The sequence below is a fragment of the Shewanella glacialimarina genome, assembly GCF_020511155.1.
Taxonomy (GTDB): Bacteria; Pseudomonadota; Gammaproteobacteria; order Enterobacterales; family Shewanellaceae; genus Shewanella; species Shewanella glacialimarina.
The window spans coordinates 2823015-2843997 of sequence record NZ_CP041216.1 but is presented as its reverse complement, the minus strand read 5'-3'; the positions used below and the strand labels follow the sequence as shown (position 1 = coordinate 2843997).

Here is a 20983-nt window from a genome sequence, read left to right as displayed (position 1 = left end):
ATTATTATTCCTTTTGGGCCTAAGCTTCTTCAATACAGATTGCGATGTCTTTGACTTCATAAATACGCAGACCATCTTTGCTAAGATTTGCATCGCCTATGATGATGCGTTTGCCGTCTTCATCTTTTACTGCGCTGATATGCACATCGAGTGACATTTGTTTGTTTAATGGGTTAATTTGACCACGATATTTCCATTTAATGTCCGACAGAATTTGGCCAAATTTCGGGTTAGTGAAACCTTTACCTAAGTCTGTGCTGATGGCGTAAGTTTGCATTAACTCAATCACGGCTTCAACACCTAATGAACCCGGCATTACCGGATCTTGATGGAAGTGGAATTGGAAGAACCAATCACTTGGGTCAATAGTGCGTGACGCTGCAAGATAACCTTTACCATACTTGCCGCCCGTCTCGACGATTTCGGCCTTGTCGATAAAGTTAAGTTGGCCGCCCGCTAGTCGATAATGGGGTTGACGGGTTGGCGCATTAAATACCCGTGAAGTTTTATCGAGTAAATTGACGCTAATGTCAGCGGCAACATTATTGTCGATATGCCAAGGCTGAGTAATTCTACCGTTATCGATACCAAGCTGGTTTTTAAGCGCGTCACCTTTGAAGTAACCAAAAACCGCGCTACCAGTATAAAACGGCTCGTTATCAACGCTGAGCTCAAATGTGAAGCTTTGAATAATGTTACTGCCAGCAATAACCGTTGATAACAACTTTGAATCGTTGACGATAGTTTTACCACGTAAATCCACATGGCGTAGCAATTTACCGCCACCATCTAAGTTACGGAAAAACAGCTCTTGCCCTGGGAAGCCTAGGGTGGTGCCCATGTAACCAGAAATAAAGCCATTGGGTTGTAATGAAATTTCCATTAACACCGAATACGGCATAACTGCTTGATGACTGTTTTTAGCAAAATACCAAGCATCTGCAGGTACTTCATATTCAGCAATACAAGAAGAAGGTTTTTTCAGCTCACCGCGTTTACAGTTAATTTCAACGACGCGAGTGGTTAGCTGTAAATCACCACAGGGAGTACGTGGTGGAATTAAGCCGCGGTAAATGCTGAAATCTGGGCCGAAACATTTTTCAATGTTACCGGTGGCAAATTCAAACATATGATAAGGCGTAAATGGCACTGTATCAGGTACGCGGTTGGCATATTTAGAATCAGCTGCCACTCTAGGTGCTTCAACGTGCTTAAGCGGAATAACCCCTTTATTGGTTGGCGCACTTAAATCCGGCTCTTGTGCCATCAATGGCGCTTTATTTACGGGGATATTCGCACTCGTGGCCGCTGAAGATAAAAGCGGGTAAAGAGTACATTCGCTTTCTTCTTTAATCATTACGCCTAAGTTTTGGAAATCGACAACCACTCTGCCATTAAGCAAAATATCAATGTTGGCTTTTGCGTATGGGCGAGGGCTAGTGCCAATTTCAGTGACTTCCATGCGATAAGTTAATTCGCCATGTTGCGGTAATACTTGTCCGCGACAACGTACTTTTTGCGAAGCATTTTCAAGTGGTTGGAAACGACCATTACTCACTTGTGTGTGCATGCCGATATGCAACATAAAGAACTGTAATAACTGACCACAGCCTTCGGCCATTAATGATCCAGCCATGACCTGATCGCCTTGGAAGTGGCATGGAAAATACCAGTGATCCGGTGCCAATTGTTTATGGCCTTCAATTAAGCCTAAGCCCCAAGCACCGCCACGGACATCTAACTTGCTCACTTGCTCAATCATTAAGAATTTTTCAGAGGCGAAACATAACGATGGCTGTAATCCATTTTCTAGCTGGTGGCTAACATGGGCGCCGCCAAAACAACTACCGATATCGCCATTGAGTAAATGATGAATTTGACCATAGTTAAACGCTGTTTGAGCACAATGTAGCAGTGGTTCAAAACGCGGTTTGTTAGGATTGTTCATCACGCTAAGACGGTTTTTGATTTCATCTTCAGTGTGAATTACGCCTTTTCCGTCTGCGAGTTCTTTGTCAGTAAAGAAGCCTGCACAGCCGCCATCCATTTTCAAAATCATCTTATCGCCAACGAAACATTCGTAAGAGAAGAAGAACAGTAGGGTGTCGCCATTGCTAGCAAAGTTATTGATTTTAATGTCGTAACGCAGAGTGTCGCCGCCGCGAGGTAAATCAGCCAAGAAGGTCAGGGTGCAATCTAATAAGCGATAAACACGCTCGCCTTTATTTTCAAAGTCGATGCCTAAATAGCTAATCAACATCAGGTCACATTGACCAGATTCAACCGCGACCGCCCAAGGGATTTGACCATCGACTAAATAAGGGGCGTCCACTGGGATGTCATATTCAGTGGTCATTGAACAGGGCTTATATTGGTTCATGGTTGCATCAAGTTTAGTGACGCGTGATACCAATAAATAGTCAGTGGTAGGTAGACGTACGCGACGTTTATAGCCGTCAATAATGGCGTAATCTTGACCAAATACCTTGGCGATATCCCCTTCGGCATATTCCACTAAATCTGCGTAATTCCAAATGCACGGTTTATCCGCTGGAATTGGGGCTGTGTAGGCGGGAACCTTAGCATGATTGGGTGTTAATGCCGTTTGTGGCACAGGTTGGGCTAATACGTTTACCGCTTGAGCTTGCTGTTGTAAAGGTTGAGCAAGTACAGGGCTTGATGGGTAAACATTTTGCTGGCTATTAACCTGAGCTAACTGCTGCTTTAGTAAGGTATCAGCGACTTTAAGGCCTGCATCACGGCTTTTTAAAAACGCCAAATGTGCTTGTTGCGCTAGCCACTGGTTTTGCTGAAAAGCATTTAAATGGGCTGGTGGCACACTCTGGGTAAACGCAGCGTTTGAAGAGTTTGCAGAGTTTAGTGCAGGAGAAGCCGGTTTTAGATTAGGCATAATAGTGTGTGTCGTCTCTGTTGAGGGCGCATTTTTTGTTGTCGATAGCGTGTTTGTCATAGGAACTACTGTGACGGATGTCGCTGCCTTTGGTTGCGGAGCAATATGGGCACATTTAGCTTTAATGCTATCAATTGATGCTATTGGTGTATCGATAATATGTTGATAAATATCTCGTCCGCCAAGGCTGACTTGCTTGATTAAACTTAATTTGCTGCCAGTCGCGATTGTGTGCGATAGCTGCTGAGCAAGGGGCGCACTCAAACGATGTGTTAGCGCTTGTTGCTGTGGCTGAGATACCGATAAATCAATGTTTGAACACTGGTTTTCACTTACCGTGACGATTTTAGCACTAGCATGGTTTGCACTTGTATTAGCCGCATTAGCGCCAGCACTGACATTTAACTGACTCATCTTAATTAAAGCATGCAGCATACTGGCCATGCCGGATGCCGCAAAGCTGTGTCCCATGATATCTTGCGCTTGGGTTAGCATTGTTGTGCCAGATGCTAATTGGCTAAACAATGCTTGGCCAGCAACATCGAAACGGCTTTCAGGAGATTGATTAAGTTCAATCAAATTAGTCGGCTTAGCAAACACGTTAGCACTGATATTATTGGCGCAATAGTGGCTACTAAATTGCAAACTGTCGATACTGGCGTAACTGTTGTCAGTTAAGCTGGTATTGGCCGTTTTTGTCTGCAATACAATTGCTCCAGCACCTTCGCCAACATGCCAAGGGCTAGTAGCAATATCGCTTGCCTGAATACCTGATGCAGATAAGCAGCTATTTTTAAGTAGCATATTTTCAATACTGCCCGACAAATCTACTGCAGCGATGATCACAGCGTCTAGTGGCTCTTGAATTGAGCCTAAGGCAAACAGATTTTGTGCCACATCAATACAGCGACTCACAGATTGCTCGCCAGCTGAAATAGTAAAGGCCGGACCATTAAAGTCCCACAATGATGAAATCCGCGACGCCATAATATTGCCGATAAAACTGGTATATTGATTCAGCTTAGCGGCATCTAATACACTGTCCATGGCAATAGCTTCAAGGGCGTGGTATTCATTATCTGTTAGCACAACACCCTGTGCTTTAAGGCTTTGGGCTATTTGGCTATGCAGATTAACGCGGCCACGGAACTGATGCAGTTCAAGCTCAGTTTCCATCGCCACCAATACCGCGACTTTACTGCCAGGTTTAAGTTTGGCGTCCACGATGGCTTCATCGGCCACTTTCATTAATAACAGTTGCTGTGATATTAATCTGTCATCTTCATTTGGCGGCACTTTAAAGCGCAAAAAATCAAAGTCAAACTGTTCAATATAAGCGCCTTGGGGAACAGAGTACAGACCGTGTTTTGCTAATAACTCGGGATGATTATTTAACCCTTTCCAGCGTTTAGCAGGTAAGTCTGTCATCAAAGGTTGTTGCTGAGCTATCTTGTCTGCCAGTGCATTAATGTTGCTGGCTTGGCCAAAATGGGCAGCCATACCGGTAATGTTAAGCGGCGTGTTAGCAGCGTTTAACGTGTCTTGTTTGGTAGCCGGCGTATGTGTTAAATCATGATTAATCGCATTGTTATCATAAGATTCAATCAATAAATGCGCGTTACAACCACCAAAGCCAAATACCGACACCCCAGCATGACGCGCTGTATTGCCAGCTTTGTCTGGCCAAGGTAACACTTCATTAGGCAAGGTTTGCTGACCAAACAATTGATTCGGCGAGGCGATAGGGCTGCTGATATTGATACTTGGCGGCAACACACCTTGGCGCATGGCGAAAATCATTTTCATGATCCCCGGCATACCTGCGGCGGTAAGTAAATGGCCTAAGTTAGATTTAGCTGAACCAATTAATGGGGTTGCGCTGCCATTAAGCTTATCTTCAAAGAAGCGCTCCATGGAGGTCAGCTCGACCTTGTCACCCAAAGGCGTGCCGGTGGCATGGCATTCAATCACTTCAATGCTGGCAGGCGCTATGTCAGCTTCACGATAAGCGCGCTCAAATGACAACACCTGACCTTTGCTATTTGGGCTTAGTACAAACTGACCTTTTCCGTCGTTTGACAAGCCAATACCGCTAACGAGTGCATAAATATGGTCGCCATCACGCTGAGCATCGTCAAGCCGTTTGAGTACTAATACACCCGCACCTTCACCGGCAAATAAGCCTTTGCTGTTACTATCAAACGGCGCTGAAATGCCGTGGTCTGGGTAGGCGTGAAAAATCGAGAAACCCATGTTGATAAAGAAAGGGTCGGCGCCTGATACTGCACCCGCTAGCATGATATCTGCCTTGCCTGTGTGCAAGTAATCACACGCCAGTTTTAAGGCATAAACAGAACTTGCACAGGCGGCATCTAAGCTTAATTGCGCTGCGCCTAAACCCAGTGCATCGGCAACCAATTTTGAAGCATTGTGGGCAATAGCACCATTTCGATAATTGATTGGCTCAGCCGGTTTATTACCAGCACTCTGCTCATTGCCAAAACCTTGCAGCACAAAATTAGGCTGGGCAAGTTTTACCTGTAAGGCTTTTTCAACAGCGCCGTGATAAAGCGGCACAAACAGCTCATTGGACTTAGCCGTAGGGAATGACAGCGTGCCCATCACAATACCGGTGCGTGATAAGCGGCTATCGTTTAACGATATGCCCGCATCATTTAAGGCATTACGCGCAGTGTCTGTGGCCCATAAAAAACTGTCATCTAAACCGTCAAATGCACTGGCTGGCACATGGTAACCATTGGCATTGAAACTGAAGTTTTCAATGTAGCCGCCTTTGTCGCAATAAAAGCGGTCAGACTGACCTTGCACGCCTGTGTAATCACTGGGCGTTGCATTCAGTTTTTGATCGCTGATTTGACTACGTGAGTCTTTTTTATCTAATAAGTTTTGCCAAAACTTAGCCGGCGTGTCCGCATCAGGATACTGATTAGCAAGGCCGACTATGGCAATTTTGGGGGCATTATGAGAACTCAATGAGGTTCTCCTTCTGAAATAGGGTGAGGTGCCTGAGACGATAAAATCGGATCAACAAGAACCGCTAGTTTTTCGACTTTTCGTGCTAGCTCTTGTGAGATGGCACAATCAATGCTGTCGATAAAAGGGGTAAATGACATAGGGACTTGATGAGTTAACAATTGGCCTAGGCATTTCAATAAACTGATATTTTCATCCGCACCTTTGGCATTAACGGCAATAGCTTGGGCTGAAAAGCTGTCTTGATTAACCTGTTTGTCAGCAAGCTGGCTGGTTAAAATTTTATCGATTAGTGTGCTAGTTTGTCTGTCCGCGCCAATTTCAACAAATAGCCTGCTGCCGTGCTGACAAGCCTTGGCAATTAACTGGGTAAAATCCAATTGATGACAAAAAGTATCGGCAATTGATTGGGCTATAGCATCCGGGCTTAACACTATTGGCTCAGCTTCTGTTGCTGTGATAAAGCGGATGTCATTGGGTAAGTCCGCCATCAGAGGCTGATGATAAAACTGCTTTACCTGCTCAATAATTTGCATCGCCGGGGGCGTGTGCATTGCGGTGACTTTATTGGATGCAATACCCCGTTTACCCGCTTGTTTGAGCATGGCTTTACAGCTGGTTTCACACCCCGCAACCACACAGGTATCGCCCTGAATAATAGCAATGTATGCCCTAGGGTAATCGTTAAGGTGTGGCGCTAACTCTTCTGGTGTTGCCCGAGTAATAAAGCTGTTCCAGACAATGTCTTCGCCTTTGGTGGCGTCTGACACATCAAGCTGCCAATCTTGTCTAACACACAGTAATGGCCCTGAAATATCCTGGGTGAATAATGAACTTGTTTGGGTGGCATCAATTAAACTGTGGGGCTGCTGCCACACATTAAGGCTAGCCCACATTGAGGCTTCACCCATCGAATAACCCAAGGCCAATTTAGGCTTGATGTTAAATTCTTTTTCTAACAACTTGGTCAGCATATAACTGGCGCCAACACCTGAAATAGCCAGTTCAGATAAACTCATGCTCTGTGCCGTTGCCGTATCTTCTGTCGAATAGATTAGCTGACTTTGCAACATGGCTTGCAAATCACCTTTTTTTTCAAGCTCACTATAAAGCGCAGGAAAAGTATGCCCCAAGTGTTTAAACATATTGGGATACACGGTGCCGACACCGGGATAGACAAAACTTAAGCCATTTTCACCTAAGGGCTGATGAGTAAAAGCACTGCCAGCAGGCGTTTTATAATTAATCGGTGAGTGAATATCAGTACTATCAGTGTGGCTTACTGCGTTAAGCATGGTGTTGACTTCAACACAAAGTGCCTCATAACTGCTTGCCATCACCACAGCGCTTAAGCTGTTAATTGCTGACTTAGCTTGATAACCAATAAGCTGCTGTTTAATCAGTTCCAATAAAGCAATATCATTACTTGAGTCACTGGCTAAACGACTCAGCAATAGTGCTAATGACGCTAACTGGGCTTGTAAATCATCAATCGATATTGCGCCAATAGGCAGCCATAATCGTGAAGTATTGAGTAAAGGCTTGGCAGTAATCAGCCCTGTGCCCTGGGTTAAAATGACTGCTTGATGCGAGTTAGCGCACATAGAGCTAGTAAAAGCAGCCACTCGGCTTTGATGAAACTCGCAAAACCAATAACCTTGTTCGCTAGCTCTTGAAGAGGCTAAGCAGCTAGCAACTGGAAGCTGCCTTGTCGCCATAGAAGTGACTAAGCCATGAAGTTGATTAAGCTTATGTCTGGCCGATCCTGCTTTAACGGTTTGCACCACAGGCTGAACGTGATCCCGTTTAGCATGCGCTAAAGCTTGATTAATGGCTTCAATACTATTTTCAGCAATCCCGACACCGTTTATTACTGCATGTGGATGAACGCTGTTTCTTGCTGCTGTCAGTGCAGGCATTAACCATAACTTGTCTGCTAAATTAATGATCACATTTGCCGGCTGGACACTGGTTAGACGCTCTGCTGTATCAGCAAGGGCTTGTTCAAACCCAAGCTGATTTGTTTCATCAAGGCTAACAAACTGGATCTCAGTTTGAGCCATCACCTTAGGCGCGTTAAGCAACACCGCTATGCGCAGTGGCATAGTGTGGCGTTGCTTAACTGCTTGTGCCAGTTCTGCGCTAGTTAATGCGCGGCCAGCTAATGAGTTATCTGTTAAGTCAGTACTCAAGTTGCACCCTCTATAAGCTTATTACGCGGTGCGATAAAGGCATCGTTCAAGCTTTTGCTTATAGTGGTTTTAGCCGCTGACATAGTGCAACTTAAGCGACCATCTTCATGGTAAAGCGCAATGTCGGCAGTGAGTGAACGGCTGGTGCTTTTCAGCACGGTTAGTACTAAATAACCTTTATCACCCGATGCAAATGGGTCAAAGGTAGTCAACTCACCAATGGTAGATGGCAAGCTGGCTGCATCATGCTTAATGCGCGCCCACACAAGCATGGCCTGTAATAACAAATCCTCAGCAAATGCCTGACTGCCACCAAGGGTTAACTTAGGTGCAAAACCGGCACAATCATTGTCGTTAATCTGCGGTAGTTCAACTTTGCACACCAACTGCTGATCGTCAGCAATTAACACTTGCTTAATCCCTTGTAGGCGAGGGCCGTGGAATAAGCTGCCGTTTGAATAAAGCTCGCTGTCAGTGCTTATCACTTTACCTTCATTTGCCAACTGTTTTGCAGTGGTGATGATTGCAGGTAAGGCGTTCGATGCATTAACAATTTTCTCGTTAACCAAGTTTTGGTTAACAACTTTTTCATTAACAATCAGGCTCGCTTGATATTGCGGTCTTAACACACTGTCTACCGGATCGCTTTGCAGACGGCTAGCAATAATTGCATTTAAGCCGGCCTGCGTTTGCGTTAATGTCAGGGTTAATACCTGCGGCGTATTGGTGTCAAAAATAATGCCTTTGAGTAACTTATAATCTTGAACGCAAACCGCCTGGCCACATAATAGCTGCGCAGTTTCACGCATCCATTGAATGGCACATACGGTCGGCAGTACTGGATTACCCGCAATGCAATGATCTTCAATGAAGGGCATTAAAAGCGGGTTAAGTACACGTTCAACAATATAAGTGTTGTTCATACCATTAAAAGACAGTGTCAGCGAACCCTTGGCGTTATGCAAAGAGTCCGCATTAAGCTTTTTTACAGCAGCACTCGCTTGCGGAGCATTAGCTTGGGCTGAAGTGTCAGAACCTTGCATGTCCGAGCCAATCAGCATTTGCACGCCCGTTTCAGACAGCAGGCTGTGGGCAAACAAGTTTGCGCCTTTATCTAATGGAATAACGTACACGCCGCGCTCAACAAACATCTTCTTCAATGTTGAACTGACCATGCCGCCGTCCCAAGGGCCCCAGTTAAAGCTCATCACTTTGGCTTGTGGGTAGTTAGCCGCAAGTTGCAGTGCTGTTTTGTTGAGGATCTCATTAGACATTGAATAGTCACTTTGGCCTGTATTGCCGTAAAAACCCGCCGCAGATGAGAACATAGCCACTAGCTTAAGTTTGCTGGCATCTATGGCGTTAATAATGCCGGCAAAGCCCGATACTTTAGTGCCATAAACACGGCCTAATTCAGCTAAGGTTTTGTCTTGAATATGTTTGTCGGCTAACACACCAGCTCCATGGATGATGCCTGTAATGGTGTTAAGCCCTTTAATCGTTTGCTTAATTGCCGCATCTGAGCTGACATCCATGCTGATATATTCAGCGCTGGCGCCCACGTCTTTAAATGCATTAAGCGCGCGGTCAATTTCTAAGCTGCTGGTAATAGGCCAAACTAAGGCATCAATTTGCTTAGGTGTTGGTTTGTCACCTTGGGATTGAATAAACCCAATCGCTGCCGCTTTAAGCTCATTAACTTTTTTGCCTTGCGCCCAGGTTGGTAAATTAGCCGCTAAATGCTCGCTACGTCCCGCTAAAACAAAGTGTGATTTAGTTTGTTTGGCTAAGGTGAGGGCACATTCAAATGTGACTCCTTTTGCGCCACCCGTAACTAGCACAGTATCATTTTGGTTTAACGTGGTGGTTTGGTAGCGCGTTGTTGCACAAGCCGTTGCACTAAGCGTGTGACGACCTTGCTTGCTGATGCCGATTTCAGTGATTGACGTGTCAATATCAAACAGCTCTGCAACAATTGCCTTGGCTAGTTCTGCCGCTTCAAAGCTTGGTGCAATATCTAAGGCGCGGCAGAACACGTTTGGCCATTCATGGCTGAGTGTTTTGCTTAATCCTGACAGTGCCGCCTGGTTTAGCTCAGTTGTCGCTAGGGCTTGGGTATCTAAATAACCAAAACCACCATCAATACGACTTACCGTCATAAAGCTAACACGCTCAGTTTTTGATAAGGTTTCAAAACCTTTTTGTAAATGCTTCGCCATTAAGAAGGCTTGCTCAACAGCTTTGAAACCAGCGTCGCTTAGTGGTAATGCATTGTTTATCTGTTCAAACTGAGGTTGTAGATGCACAAAACCTGCAATCTTGTGTTTAGCGCTAATTTGCTTAATCACAGCGCTAATCGCATCATCACTGACTTGCGTTAACTCAAAGCTAGCAACTGCACTACTTAGTGGCGACTGTTTATTGGTAATGGCTTTAGGGCTGTGGATCACTGCGACGGTTAGGCCTGTTGACACTAATTTTTCTGCTAATACGCCGGCATTGTGGCCGTCATCATTGATAACGATGCATGCGTCTTTAGAAAAACAGCCAACTAACTTATCCGCCGCTGGTAGCTTTTTTAGCGCGACTTCCTGATGAGGAGGTAAGTCTGTAGCAAGTTCAGCTGTAGCTTGGTGAACAACAGTTTGTGCAGCAGGGCTAGTTGTTGATGCGCCGCCAGCAGTTAGCTTAGAGTTCATGTAGGCGACGATTTCGCCTAAGGTACGACACTCGGCTAAATCTTCTGGGTTCAGTTCTGGTAAGCCTGGAAGCTCATCTTGTACTGTGCCTAAAATCTCAACACGCTTGATAGAGTCGATACCTAAATCAGCTTCCATGTCCATGCTTAACTCAAGCATTTCAGTTGGGTAACCGGTTTTGTCGGCAACCACTGACATCATAGTGCTTTGTACTTTTTCTGCGCTCAAGGCTGTTTCAGCGCTTAAACCTGATGCAGGAGCTGCTTGTGCAGACAGTGGAGAGTTCATGGCGCCTGCGGCTGGCAGCTTGCTGCCCATATAAGCAACGATTTCGCCAAGGGTACGACACTCGGCTAAATCTTCTGGGTTAAGTTCTGGTAAGCCTGGAAGCTCATCCTGTACTGTACCGAGAATCTCAACACGCTTGATAGAATCGATACCTAAATCGGCTTCCATATCCATGCCAAGTTCTAGCATTTCAGTAGGGTAACCGGTTTTGTCGGCAACCACAGCCATCATGGTGCTTTGAACCTTTTGCGCGCTTAAACCTGATACAGGAGCGGCTTGTGCAGACACAGTATGTTGTACTGAAGCCGCGCCTTGTGCAGGGAGCTTAGAGTTCATGTAGTCAACAATCTCGCCTAAGGTACGACACTCGGCTAAATCTTCAGGGCTAAGTTCTGGTAAGCCTGGTAATTCGTCTTGAACCGTACCAAGAATTTCAACACGCTTGATAGAATCGATACCTAAATCGGCTTCCATGTCCATGCCAAGTTCTAGCATTTCAGTAGGGTAGCCGGTTTTGTCGGCAACCACAGCCATCATGGTGCTTTGAACCTGTTGCGCGCTCAAGGCTGTTGCTGCAGACAAGCCATTGCTTGCAGATGCAACAGGCGCGACACCTGATTGAGCTGGCGCAGCGCCCGCAGTTGGCAATTTGCTGTTCATGTAGTCAACGATTTCACCTAATGTACGACACTCGGCTAAATCTTCAGGGCTTAATTCTGGTAAGCCTGGTAATTCGTCTTGAACCGTACCAAGAATTTCAACACGCTTGATTGAATCGATACCTAAATCGGCTTCCATATCCATGCCAAGTTCAAGCATTTCAGTAGGGTAACCCGTTTTATCTGCCACCACAGCCATCATGGTGCTTTGAACTTTTGCTGCACTTAATCCGTTGCTCTCTGATGAAGTCGGTGCTGATGCTACCGATGCTGCAACTGGACTTGAACCTGCTGCTGGCAGCTTAGAGCCCTCAGCTGGTAGACGAGAGTTCATGTAGTCAACGATTTCACCAAGGGTACGACATTCGGCTAAATCTTCTGGGCTTAATTCTGGTAAGCCTGGTAATTCGTCTTGTACCGTACCTAAAATCTCAACACGCTTGATAGAGTCGATACCTAAATCGGCTTCCATGTCCATGCCAAGCTCTAGCATTTCAGTTGGGTAACCGGTTTTGTCGGCCACCACTTCTAGCATGGTTTGCAGTACTTTCTGTGCGCTCAGGGCTGTTTGTGCGCTTAAGCCTGAACTTTCTACCACTGGAGTAACTGGCGCCGCTGCAGCAACTGGAGTTGGTACAGGTGCTTTAACTGGCGTCACTACTTGAGGCGCTGGAGCTGACATAGCAACGGCCGCTTGTGGAGCCGGAGCTGCGCGATTTTGCACAGCAGCTTGAGCGACAGGTGTTTGAGGCGCAGCAGTTTGAGTCGCAATATGTTGAACTGGCTGTTGAACGCGAGCTTGAGTGGCAACCGGCACAGCTTGAACTTGAACTTGAGCCGGAGCAAATGCAACTGGCGCTTGACCGCTTAACATGGCTAATGCGTTTTGGCTTGAAAGCGCTTGTTGCTCAAGGAACAAGGTATGGCTTTGCAGCGTTTGCGCTTGATGCTGGTGGAAGAATGCCATTGATTGCTGCAAGCTATCAGGAATAGCAACGCCCGAAGCTGCCATTTGCGTTTGCGCAGCCATTAAGGTGGCAAACGTATCACCGTATTGCTGTGGAATGGCTAAAAACTGTTGATGTAACTCAGCAGTTTGTTGCTGGGCGGCAAAAAATGCCCCAATGCTGTCATGGCTGACTGGTGCTGTGTTTACAGGCGCGGCGTTGGCTGGAGCACTTGTTTGAGCGCTTGCACTGTTACTCGCATTAGCATTAGCACTGCCAGCTTGTGGCACTTCAATATATTCTGTTTTGATCACTTCTTTTTCCACAATTCTTTCAACGATAGTCTCAACAATTTTTTCAACAGGCACTTCAACCTTCACTTCTTTAAGCGCAACTTGACCCGTTTCCAGTGACTTTTGCATTTTGGCTTTGGTCGCAGGGCTGATGAAGTTGGTTGCCGTTAGCTTCACATTCATCGGCGATGACTTAGCTAATTCAGCAATCGGTGCTTGATACGGGTCAACCTCTGTAAGGCTTAACCCTAATACCGCAAGCTGAGTTGCAGCCTGGCGTAATTGAATATCGCTATTACCTTTAGGATTTGGATTTAAGCTGACTACACTGACAGCATCGCTTTGGTTGCCTAAGGTGCCTTCAACTAATTTTTGTAGAATATTTTTCGGGCCAAACTCAACAAAGACGCGGGCACCAGCATCGTACATAGACTGTAATTGATCGCTAAAACGCACCGATTGCAGCATGTGCTCGCTAAAGGCGGCTTGAATGGCTTTAGGATCTTTAGGGTGCAATTTACCTGTGCCATTGGCATATAAACTCATGCCTGGCTTAGCAAATTTAACCTTGCTGATGGCTTTAGCAAACGGTACTTGGGCATGAGCCACAAGCGGCGTGTGGAATGCACCTGATACTGGTAAAGCAATGGCTTTAAAGCCTAAGGTTTGAATCGCTTTTGCCGCATCACTGGTGGTTGTCGTTGGGCCTGCAATCACTAACTGAGTCGGTGAATTGTAATTAGCCACTTTCACGCCATCAAAATCTTTGATGCAGTGTTCTAATTTATCAATATTGGCCGTATCAGCAGTGGCGGGCAAAATAACCGCGTACATGGCGCCAGCATCTTGATCTTTAGGCGTTGCCGCCATCGCTTGACCACGGGCAAAGGCTAATTGGTAGTAATCCTCAGAAGAGATAACCCCAGCAGCACATAATGCCGACAGTTCACCAAAACTGTGCCCGGCGACCATATCGGCTTTAAAACCAGCATGGGATAACAGTTGATACTGACCCATGCTCACAGCACCAATAGCACTTTGCGCATTCGCGGTATTAGTTAATGCCGCTTGTTGGGCTGCAATATCATCCGCTTCAAAGGCTGGAATTGGAAATAGAATTTGTGACAATGGTGTTTGCTTGTTTTTAGCAAACACCTTGTCGGCTAGGATTAACTGCTGACGCATTTCTGGGTAGTGACAGGCTAAATCCACGCCCATATTGACGTATTGTGAACCTTGACCAGCAAATAGCGCGGCAACTTTAACCTTGCTGTCTTTAGCCACTAACGCGCTAGTACGATAACTTGTACCAGACGGTAATTGCCAGGCATCATCGGTGTTCGCGCTTAACTGTGCAACGGCCTGTGTTAGTTGGGTCACAAGCTCAGTTAATGAACTTACCACCATACCAATACGTGCAGCTTGGCTATCAAGTGTGGTGACGGCAAAACGTTTAGCTAACTTGGCTAATTCAATTTCACTGCTGTTAGGTGAAGCGGTATCAATTGCTTTTACGGTATTTAATAACTGGGTTAATTCAGCTTGCAGTGCCGCTTTATTGCTTGCGCTAATCAGTAAACTTTGTGCCACCGCGCGATGACGGTATTTAGCATCACGGGCGTGATCTTGCTTGTATTCTTCTAACACCACGTGGAAGTTAGTGCCACCAAAACCGAATGAGCTTACGCCGGCGCGGCGAGGAGTATTATCAGTGCGTGGCATCCATGGACGCGTTTCGGTGTTCAAATAAAACGGTGAATCCCCAATGCCAAGCTTTGGATTAGGTTTGCTGACATTAATGGTCGGCGGCAATACCTTGTGATGCAGTGCAAGGGCCGCCTTAATCACGCCAGCAGTACCTGCGGTCGATTTAGTGTGACCGACTTGAGATTTAACCGAGCCTAATGCGATGTGTTGCTTAGTGTCGTTGCCTTCAGAAAATACCGACTTTAAGCCATTAAACTCGGCAACATCACCCGCTGCAGTACCTGTACCATGGGCTTCAATTAAGCCAATAGTGTGTGGCTCAAATCCTGCGTCATCATAGGCGCGTTTTAATGCTTTTGCTTGGCCTTCAGGGCGCGGAGCATAAATACTTTTGAACTTACCATCTGATGAAGCGCCAACACCTTTAATGACAGCATAAATACGGTCGCCATCACGCTCAGCATCTTCAAGGCGCTTCAATGCCACCATGCCAATACCTTCACCAATCATCATGCCTTTTGAATCGATATCAAAAGGTTGAATGGTTTCGTTAGTGGTAAAAGCAGGGGTTTTAGAGAAGCTCATGTACATAGACGGTGAGTTATCGGTACATACTCCGCCGGTGATCATCATGTCACTGCGATGTTCTGTTAATTCAGTTAACGCCATGCGCAGCGCAGCTAATGAGCCAGCACATGCCGCATCGACCACACAGTTCATGCCGCCAAAATCAAAACGGTTAGCAATACGACCAGCGATCACGTTACCCAAAGATCCAGGGAACGAGTTCTCTTCCCAGTGAACATACTGATCTTGGAATTTTTTGATCAGCATTTCAGTGTCTTTATCACTTAATCCGCTGCTTTTGAATACTTTTTTAAGCACAGGATATTGCAGCCGGCCGCTTAAGCTGTGGTTAAGCTTTTGACCACCACCCACACCTAGCGTAATACCAATGCGGTCGGTGTCGTAATCAGCACCTACGCCTGCATCGGCTAATACTTCTTTTGCCACAATAAGTGACAACAATTGTGATGAGTCTGTTAGCTCAAGGATATTAGGCGGCAGGCCGAATTCCATTGGGTTAAAGTCAACTTCTGGTAAAAAACCACCGCGCTTACAGTAGCTTTTATCCGGCGCAGATTTATTAGCATCGTAATAGTCTTCGATACGCCAATGAGTGTCAGGCACTTCGGTAATGGCATCGATTTTTTCGCTGATTAAATCCCAAAACTTGTTTAAATAACGCGAATTGGCAAAAATACTCGCCATGCCGACTATGGCAACAGGCATATCTTTTAAACGTTTGTTAAGACGTTTGTCGGTGTTTTTGTTGGATTGGCTCATTGTGAGTCTCCGTTTGATGGCTGGGAATGAGCCATCTGATGTAGGGATTCAGCTGCGCTAGGTTGGCCATTATTAGGCTTGGCAGCTGATAGACTTGCTCCAGGAAATCGAGCAAGAAAACTGTGATAGTTGCGGACCAGCAACTTTCGTAAATGAAACGGGCCGTGCTTTAAGACATGGGTGATATAGCGATTACTCGCTTGGGTATGGCTGTCTTGATAAATATCTAAGTAAACCCAGTCAGACTTGAAATCGACTCCTAGCAGCACTGAATAGGCTTGCTGCTTTGTTAGTTGGGGTGGAATACTTAGGGACACGACTTGTACTACGTTGTCAGGATCAGGACTGGGTAGAGACAAAGTATCGGCTAAGGTTTGTGGATTAACGGTATAGGTTTGAATGTCAGCACCCTGAGTAACAGGAAGCTGGTTAAAAAATTTTTCGGGCACAAAAGGGCTGTCGAACTCATCTAACTTAGATACCCCAAAGCGTTTTAAGCAGCGGGCAAGACCCGAGCGTGACACATTGGGGTTAATAAATTCTTGGGTGACTTTTAGCAACCTGTCTAAAGGCATTTTCAATTGATAACGCAGACCCAACATGACGTATTCTTCCATGGGGGACAGGGTCGTATTGAGTTTGTGTGGCGTGTTAGGAGTGTTATCAACAGAGTCACGCTTACGCCATTTACGCACAGTGGCTTCACTAATATTCAGAATTTTAGATAATTGGCTTACGCTGAGATCAGATTCTTGAATGAACTGACGCATCTCTGGTGTTGTGGTTGCATTGCGGTGATTAACCGTTTTTTTGCTGGCAGTCCCGTCGGCCTGGCTCACTTCTGTAGGCGTACTTATCTTTTTTGTCATCGAGACAGCATATCCGAATAATCTGTTGGGACTGGCCTGTCGTTCGTGCGTTGACTGTGCCTAAATCCACTTATATATAATAAGAAGACGCAGATTACCTGAGGTTTCACTCCGATACAATCACCCGAGACTAAAAACGTGTGTTGGTTAACGAAAAGCTATATTTACAAAATGAGTATCAGGAAGTATTGATTGTATTTAACAGGGATTGAGTGGTTAGGACTCATTAGAATGGGTCAACCTGAGTAAGTGGATTAATCAGCATGATTAGTAGTGAGTGCCCAGAGCAGATAACCAATAAAAAAGGGAGCAATTCATGCTCCCCTTGGATGAGTTGTTACTCATTAACGTGATTATTTACCACACTCTGGCAACTAAACCCTTAAGGTAATAACCTTCAGGAAAAGCACTGCTTATTGGGTGGTCGCTAGCTTGGTGCATACGTTCAACAAATTGCACTTCACGTTTGGCATCAAGTGCCGCATCAGCAACCACTTTTTGGAATAAGTCAGACTGCATCAAACCTGAACAAGAAAAAGTCAGTAACATGCCTCCAGGGTTTAACAGCTGCATTGCAATCATATTAATGTCTTTATAACCGCGACATGCACCATCGAGTTGCGATTTGTTATCGGCAAACTTAGGTGGGTCAAGCACGATGACATCAAAGGTTTTACCTTCATCGCGGTACTGGCGCAGTAACTTAAACACATCAGCTTCATTATAAATGATATGGTCATCATTTAGCGCATTGATGGCCATATTGTCGCGGGCAGTTTGCAGTGCCAGGGATGATACATCAACGTTTTCAATACTCGCCGCACCCGCTTTAGCGGCGTATAAGCCGAAAGTGCCCGTATAGCAAAAACAGTTAAGCACTGACTTGCCTTTAACAAAGCGCGCAGCCATGGCGCGGTTGTCTCGCTGATCCAGATAAAATCCTGTTTTGTGGCCTTTGACGACATCAACGGCAATTTTAATCCCATTTTCTTCAATGATAACCGGCATAGGTGGCAGTTCACCGTGCAGTAATCCAGTGACTGGCAATAGGCCTTCTTTTTTTCTTGAGTCGACATCAGAGCGTTCATAAATGGCACAATCTGGATATTGAATCGCTAATTGCTCGACGATTGTGTCACGCCATTTTTCAGCACCTGTGCTCAGTAATTGGCAGACAAGCACATTGGCATAACGGTCAATGGTAATACCGGGTAAACCGTCAGATTCTGCAGCAATTAAACGATAACCGGTTAAACCTTGCTCACGTATCAGTTCATCACGTCCAGCTTGGGCTCTTTTAATACGTCTAGCAAAAAAATCGCTATCAATAGTTTCTTCTTTATCAAAGGTCCATATGCGTACTTGAATTTGTGATTCAGGTGACCAGGCACCACGTGCTAGCCAACGACCATCATGGCCGACCACATCAACCGTATCTCCCGCCTGTGGCTTGCCGCCATTAACGTTGTGAATACCGTTGGAAAATATCCAAGGATGGCGTCGCTCTAATGAACGTTCGCGGCCGGGTTTAAGTTTAATTCTGATAGCCATGGTATTGCCTAATTTAAAATGTAAAAGAGAAAGTGGTGCACAGTGCGATTATCAAGGCAGAATAGCATTCAAGGCCATCGATAATTAAGTGCTAGCAAGCAGCCAGTTAAGTCGCAAAGTCGTGGCGGGGATCATAGCTTATTTGGGCGTTAAAAACCTGACAATTAATCGATTATAAGTACGCTTTTATGGTTTGCTGCCAATATGAGCTAAATGTAGCACGCAGTAAGTTCGGTATAACCTTGGTCAAACACTGATATTGTTGTGTTTTTTGTATCTGTTAAGTAGCCGAATCAATAGGGTTTTTATGGCTAAAATATTGATAATAAATTATTTTTTTCTCGGTACTATAATTTAAATACATTGCCTTTCTGCTGATTTACTATACTTTGAACGTTCATCCCGTTTTGTCATTTATCAAAGATACCTGGCTGAGCGCCAATTATTAGGCCGCCAAATGACAAATCTACGCTTACGTTACCAAACCGTTGAGTTTGGTAAGACCGATATTCATCTGTGTACGCTTCGCGATAATCAAGAATTTAACGATCCTGCAGGCATTGCTGAAAAACTCGGTATTTCATCCGCCACATGGCCAATATTTGGCATTCTTTGGCCTTCAAGCTTAGTACTAGCGCATTATATTTCTGATTACGATACGGGTGTTAAACGAATACTTGAAATCGGCTGTGGTATGGCTTTAACCAGTTTAATGCTTAATAAAAAACATGCTGATATCACCGCCACAGATTATCACCCAGAAGTCGGTAAGTTTTTACTTCGAAACACTGTGTTAAATCAAGATAAACCCATTGCCTATCAACAAACTGATTGGGCAAGCCATGACGACAGTTTAGGTTTGTTTGATATGATTATTGGCAGTGATTTATTGTACGAAGATGAACACGTCGAGCTATTAGCTAACTTTATTAACGAGCACGCTAAGCCCCATTGTGAAATGATTTTGGTTGACCCAGGTCGGGGAAATAAAAACAAGCTCACCAATAAAATGATTGAATTTGGCTTTACGTCGGTTCATCTAAAGCCGCTACACACCGAATACCTTGTTAATCCATTCAAAGGCCATATTCTTAAATTTGTGCGCTAATTTGGTATTGTAGTTCGGAAATAATGGTGGGTGTCAGAGTTAAAGATTAATCAGAGTTAAAGACTCATTAGGTCTCATCCTCATTTGTTGTCTAATGGCTTATAAATTTCCTGTTCCCGCCATCACATTCCCCCTTTATGTTACCTGTGCTGTATTTATATACAGTTATAATGGTTTTTGACGGAATACCAATAATAAGTGAACAAAAAGCAGTCTAAAGGACTATGTCGAGAAAAATAGGGCTGCTCTAATATATTGATCTTGCTTGGTTTATTTTTTTACATTTGGCGTCGACACTTTTAACGCGCAATTTTAGTTTTATATTTGAGTGTATCAGTCATTAAATTGCTTTACTTCAAAGACATAGGAAATGTAGCATGATATTAATCAATAACTTAAACGGGCGGCTTTATCGGTCGAACCGTTCAATAAGCTGTTAGCTGTAATCGGAGATTGTGTGCAACCTAGAAGTTTGGGATTAATCAATGGATTATTAACTCTTTCTGTTTGGTCAATTGTAGGGTTAATTTTAGCTACTAATTGGTTTGGTGTTATTCCAATATTTTTGTTTATCTTAATTCCTACTTCAGCTTTAGTTTCTTGGCGTAGCACATCGTTAGCTCCCCAACTAATTAAAGGATCTGCAACTTTAAAGTTATATGCCATAGATGGTTTTAAGTGGGGTGTAATCTCTGGTGTTGTTTTTTGGACTTGGAGTATTTCAACTCAGGTTCTTGCGGCTGGGGATCCATTAATGGGGGCAAGTTTTACTCAAGTAGTAGAGTATATATTTACAATATCGCTACCATTTACGTTATTGTTTGGGGTGTCTGGTTTAATTCATAGTATCGTATTTTATTATTTAAATCGGTGGTTGGTGGTAAATTACAGCTAACAAGAGACTATGGCGTCAATAGTTAATTCTATGCTTTTGGCGCTTCCCATAAAACAGCATCTCTTAACATCTAAGTTAAGATCCCAAGCATCTTTCTAATGCAGACAATAATAGCCACTTTCTTTGGTTTTCCAGATACTGTCATCAATGAAGCTAAATCGAAGAGATAATAATTCGGGTGCAGACGAGCCAGCGAGAAATGTAGTGGGGTCAAAGTCAACCTTTACAAAAAGACACCTTCTAAGCCCTTTTGTCCATTTTCAAGTTGGCTTTGCTAACACATCTGTCTAAAAGAGAGTTTGAAAATGATCAAACATTACTATGTCAGACATTATGACAATCATGCCGGCGTGAACTCGCATCTGGCTAACGGGTAATTGTAGCTGCCACCATTATCAAGGCAGCGATCAATTTGCCAAAATTCAGTTTGGCTAAACAGTACTTGTAGAATTAAGCTGATAACAAAAAATACCGACGTTTTAAAGAAAAGAGGGCGGCGTTTTTTCACTAAACTCCATATCAA

General features: G+C 44.7%; 8 protein-coding genes. 2 read left to right on the top strand and 6 right to left on the bottom strand.

The window, feature by feature from the left end; genetic code table 11:
* Positions 1-19 precede the first annotated feature (19 nt).
* The 5 genes from FJ709_RS12310 to FJ709_RS12290 form a co-directional block, all read right to left on the bottom strand.
* A complete protein-coding gene (locus FJ709_RS12310; protein WP_226410343.1) occupies positions 20-5905 on the bottom strand; it encodes a hotdog fold thioesterase in 5886 nt (1961 codons plus the stop codon).
* Positions 5902-8097, bottom strand: coding sequence for a PfaB family protein (locus tag FJ709_RS12305; RefSeq protein ID WP_226410342.1), 2196 nt, complete (start codon positions 8095-8097; stop codon positions 5902-5904). The genes FJ709_RS12310 and FJ709_RS12305 overlap by 4 nt, the downstream gene beginning before the upstream one ends.
* The gene (locus FJ709_RS12300; protein ID WP_226410341.1) at positions 8094-16037 is read right to left on the bottom strand and encodes a type I polyketide synthase; all 7944 of its coding nucleotides are present in this window, start codon (positions 16035-16037) and stop codon (positions 8094-8096) included. Before FJ709_RS12300 ends, FJ709_RS12305 begins: the two co-directional genes overlap by 4 nt.
* Entirely contained in the window at positions 16034-16906 is an 873-nt protein-coding gene (locus tag FJ709_RS12295; RefSeq protein WP_226410340.1) for a COG3415 family protein, read from the bottom strand. The genes FJ709_RS12300 and FJ709_RS12295 overlap by 4 nt, the downstream gene beginning before the upstream one ends.
* A 357-nt stretch (positions 16907-17263) precedes the next feature.
* Positions 17264-18457 (bottom strand): class I SAM-dependent rRNA methyltransferase, encoded by a 1194-nt coding sequence (locus FJ709_RS12290; RefSeq protein ID WP_226410339.1) that lies wholly within the window; start codon positions 18455-18457, stop codon positions 17264-17266.
* Between the two features lie 457 nt (positions 18458-18914).
* Here FJ709_RS12290 and FJ709_RS12285 point away from each other — a divergent pair, with 457 nt between their 5' ends.
* Together FJ709_RS12285 and FJ709_RS12280 are read left to right on the top strand one after the other, a co-directional pair.
* The gene (locus FJ709_RS12285) at positions 18915-19565 is read left to right on the top strand and encodes a class I SAM-dependent methyltransferase (RefSeq protein WP_226410338.1); all 651 of its coding nucleotides are present in this window, start codon (positions 18915-18917) and stop codon (positions 19563-19565) included.
* A gap of 457 nt (positions 19566-20022) precedes the next feature.
* Positions 20023-20460 (top strand): hypothetical protein, encoded by a 438-nt coding sequence (locus FJ709_RS12280; protein ID WP_226410337.1) that lies wholly within the window; start codon positions 20023-20025, stop codon positions 20458-20460.
* A gap of 340 nt (positions 20461-20800) precedes the next feature.
* On the opposite strand, the gene FJ709_RS12275 is transcribed toward FJ709_RS12280, so the two are convergent.
* Entirely contained in the window at positions 20801-20968 is a 168-nt protein-coding gene (locus FJ709_RS12275; RefSeq protein ID WP_226410336.1) for a hypothetical protein, read from the bottom strand.
* Positions 20969-20983: the final 15 nt, after the last annotated feature.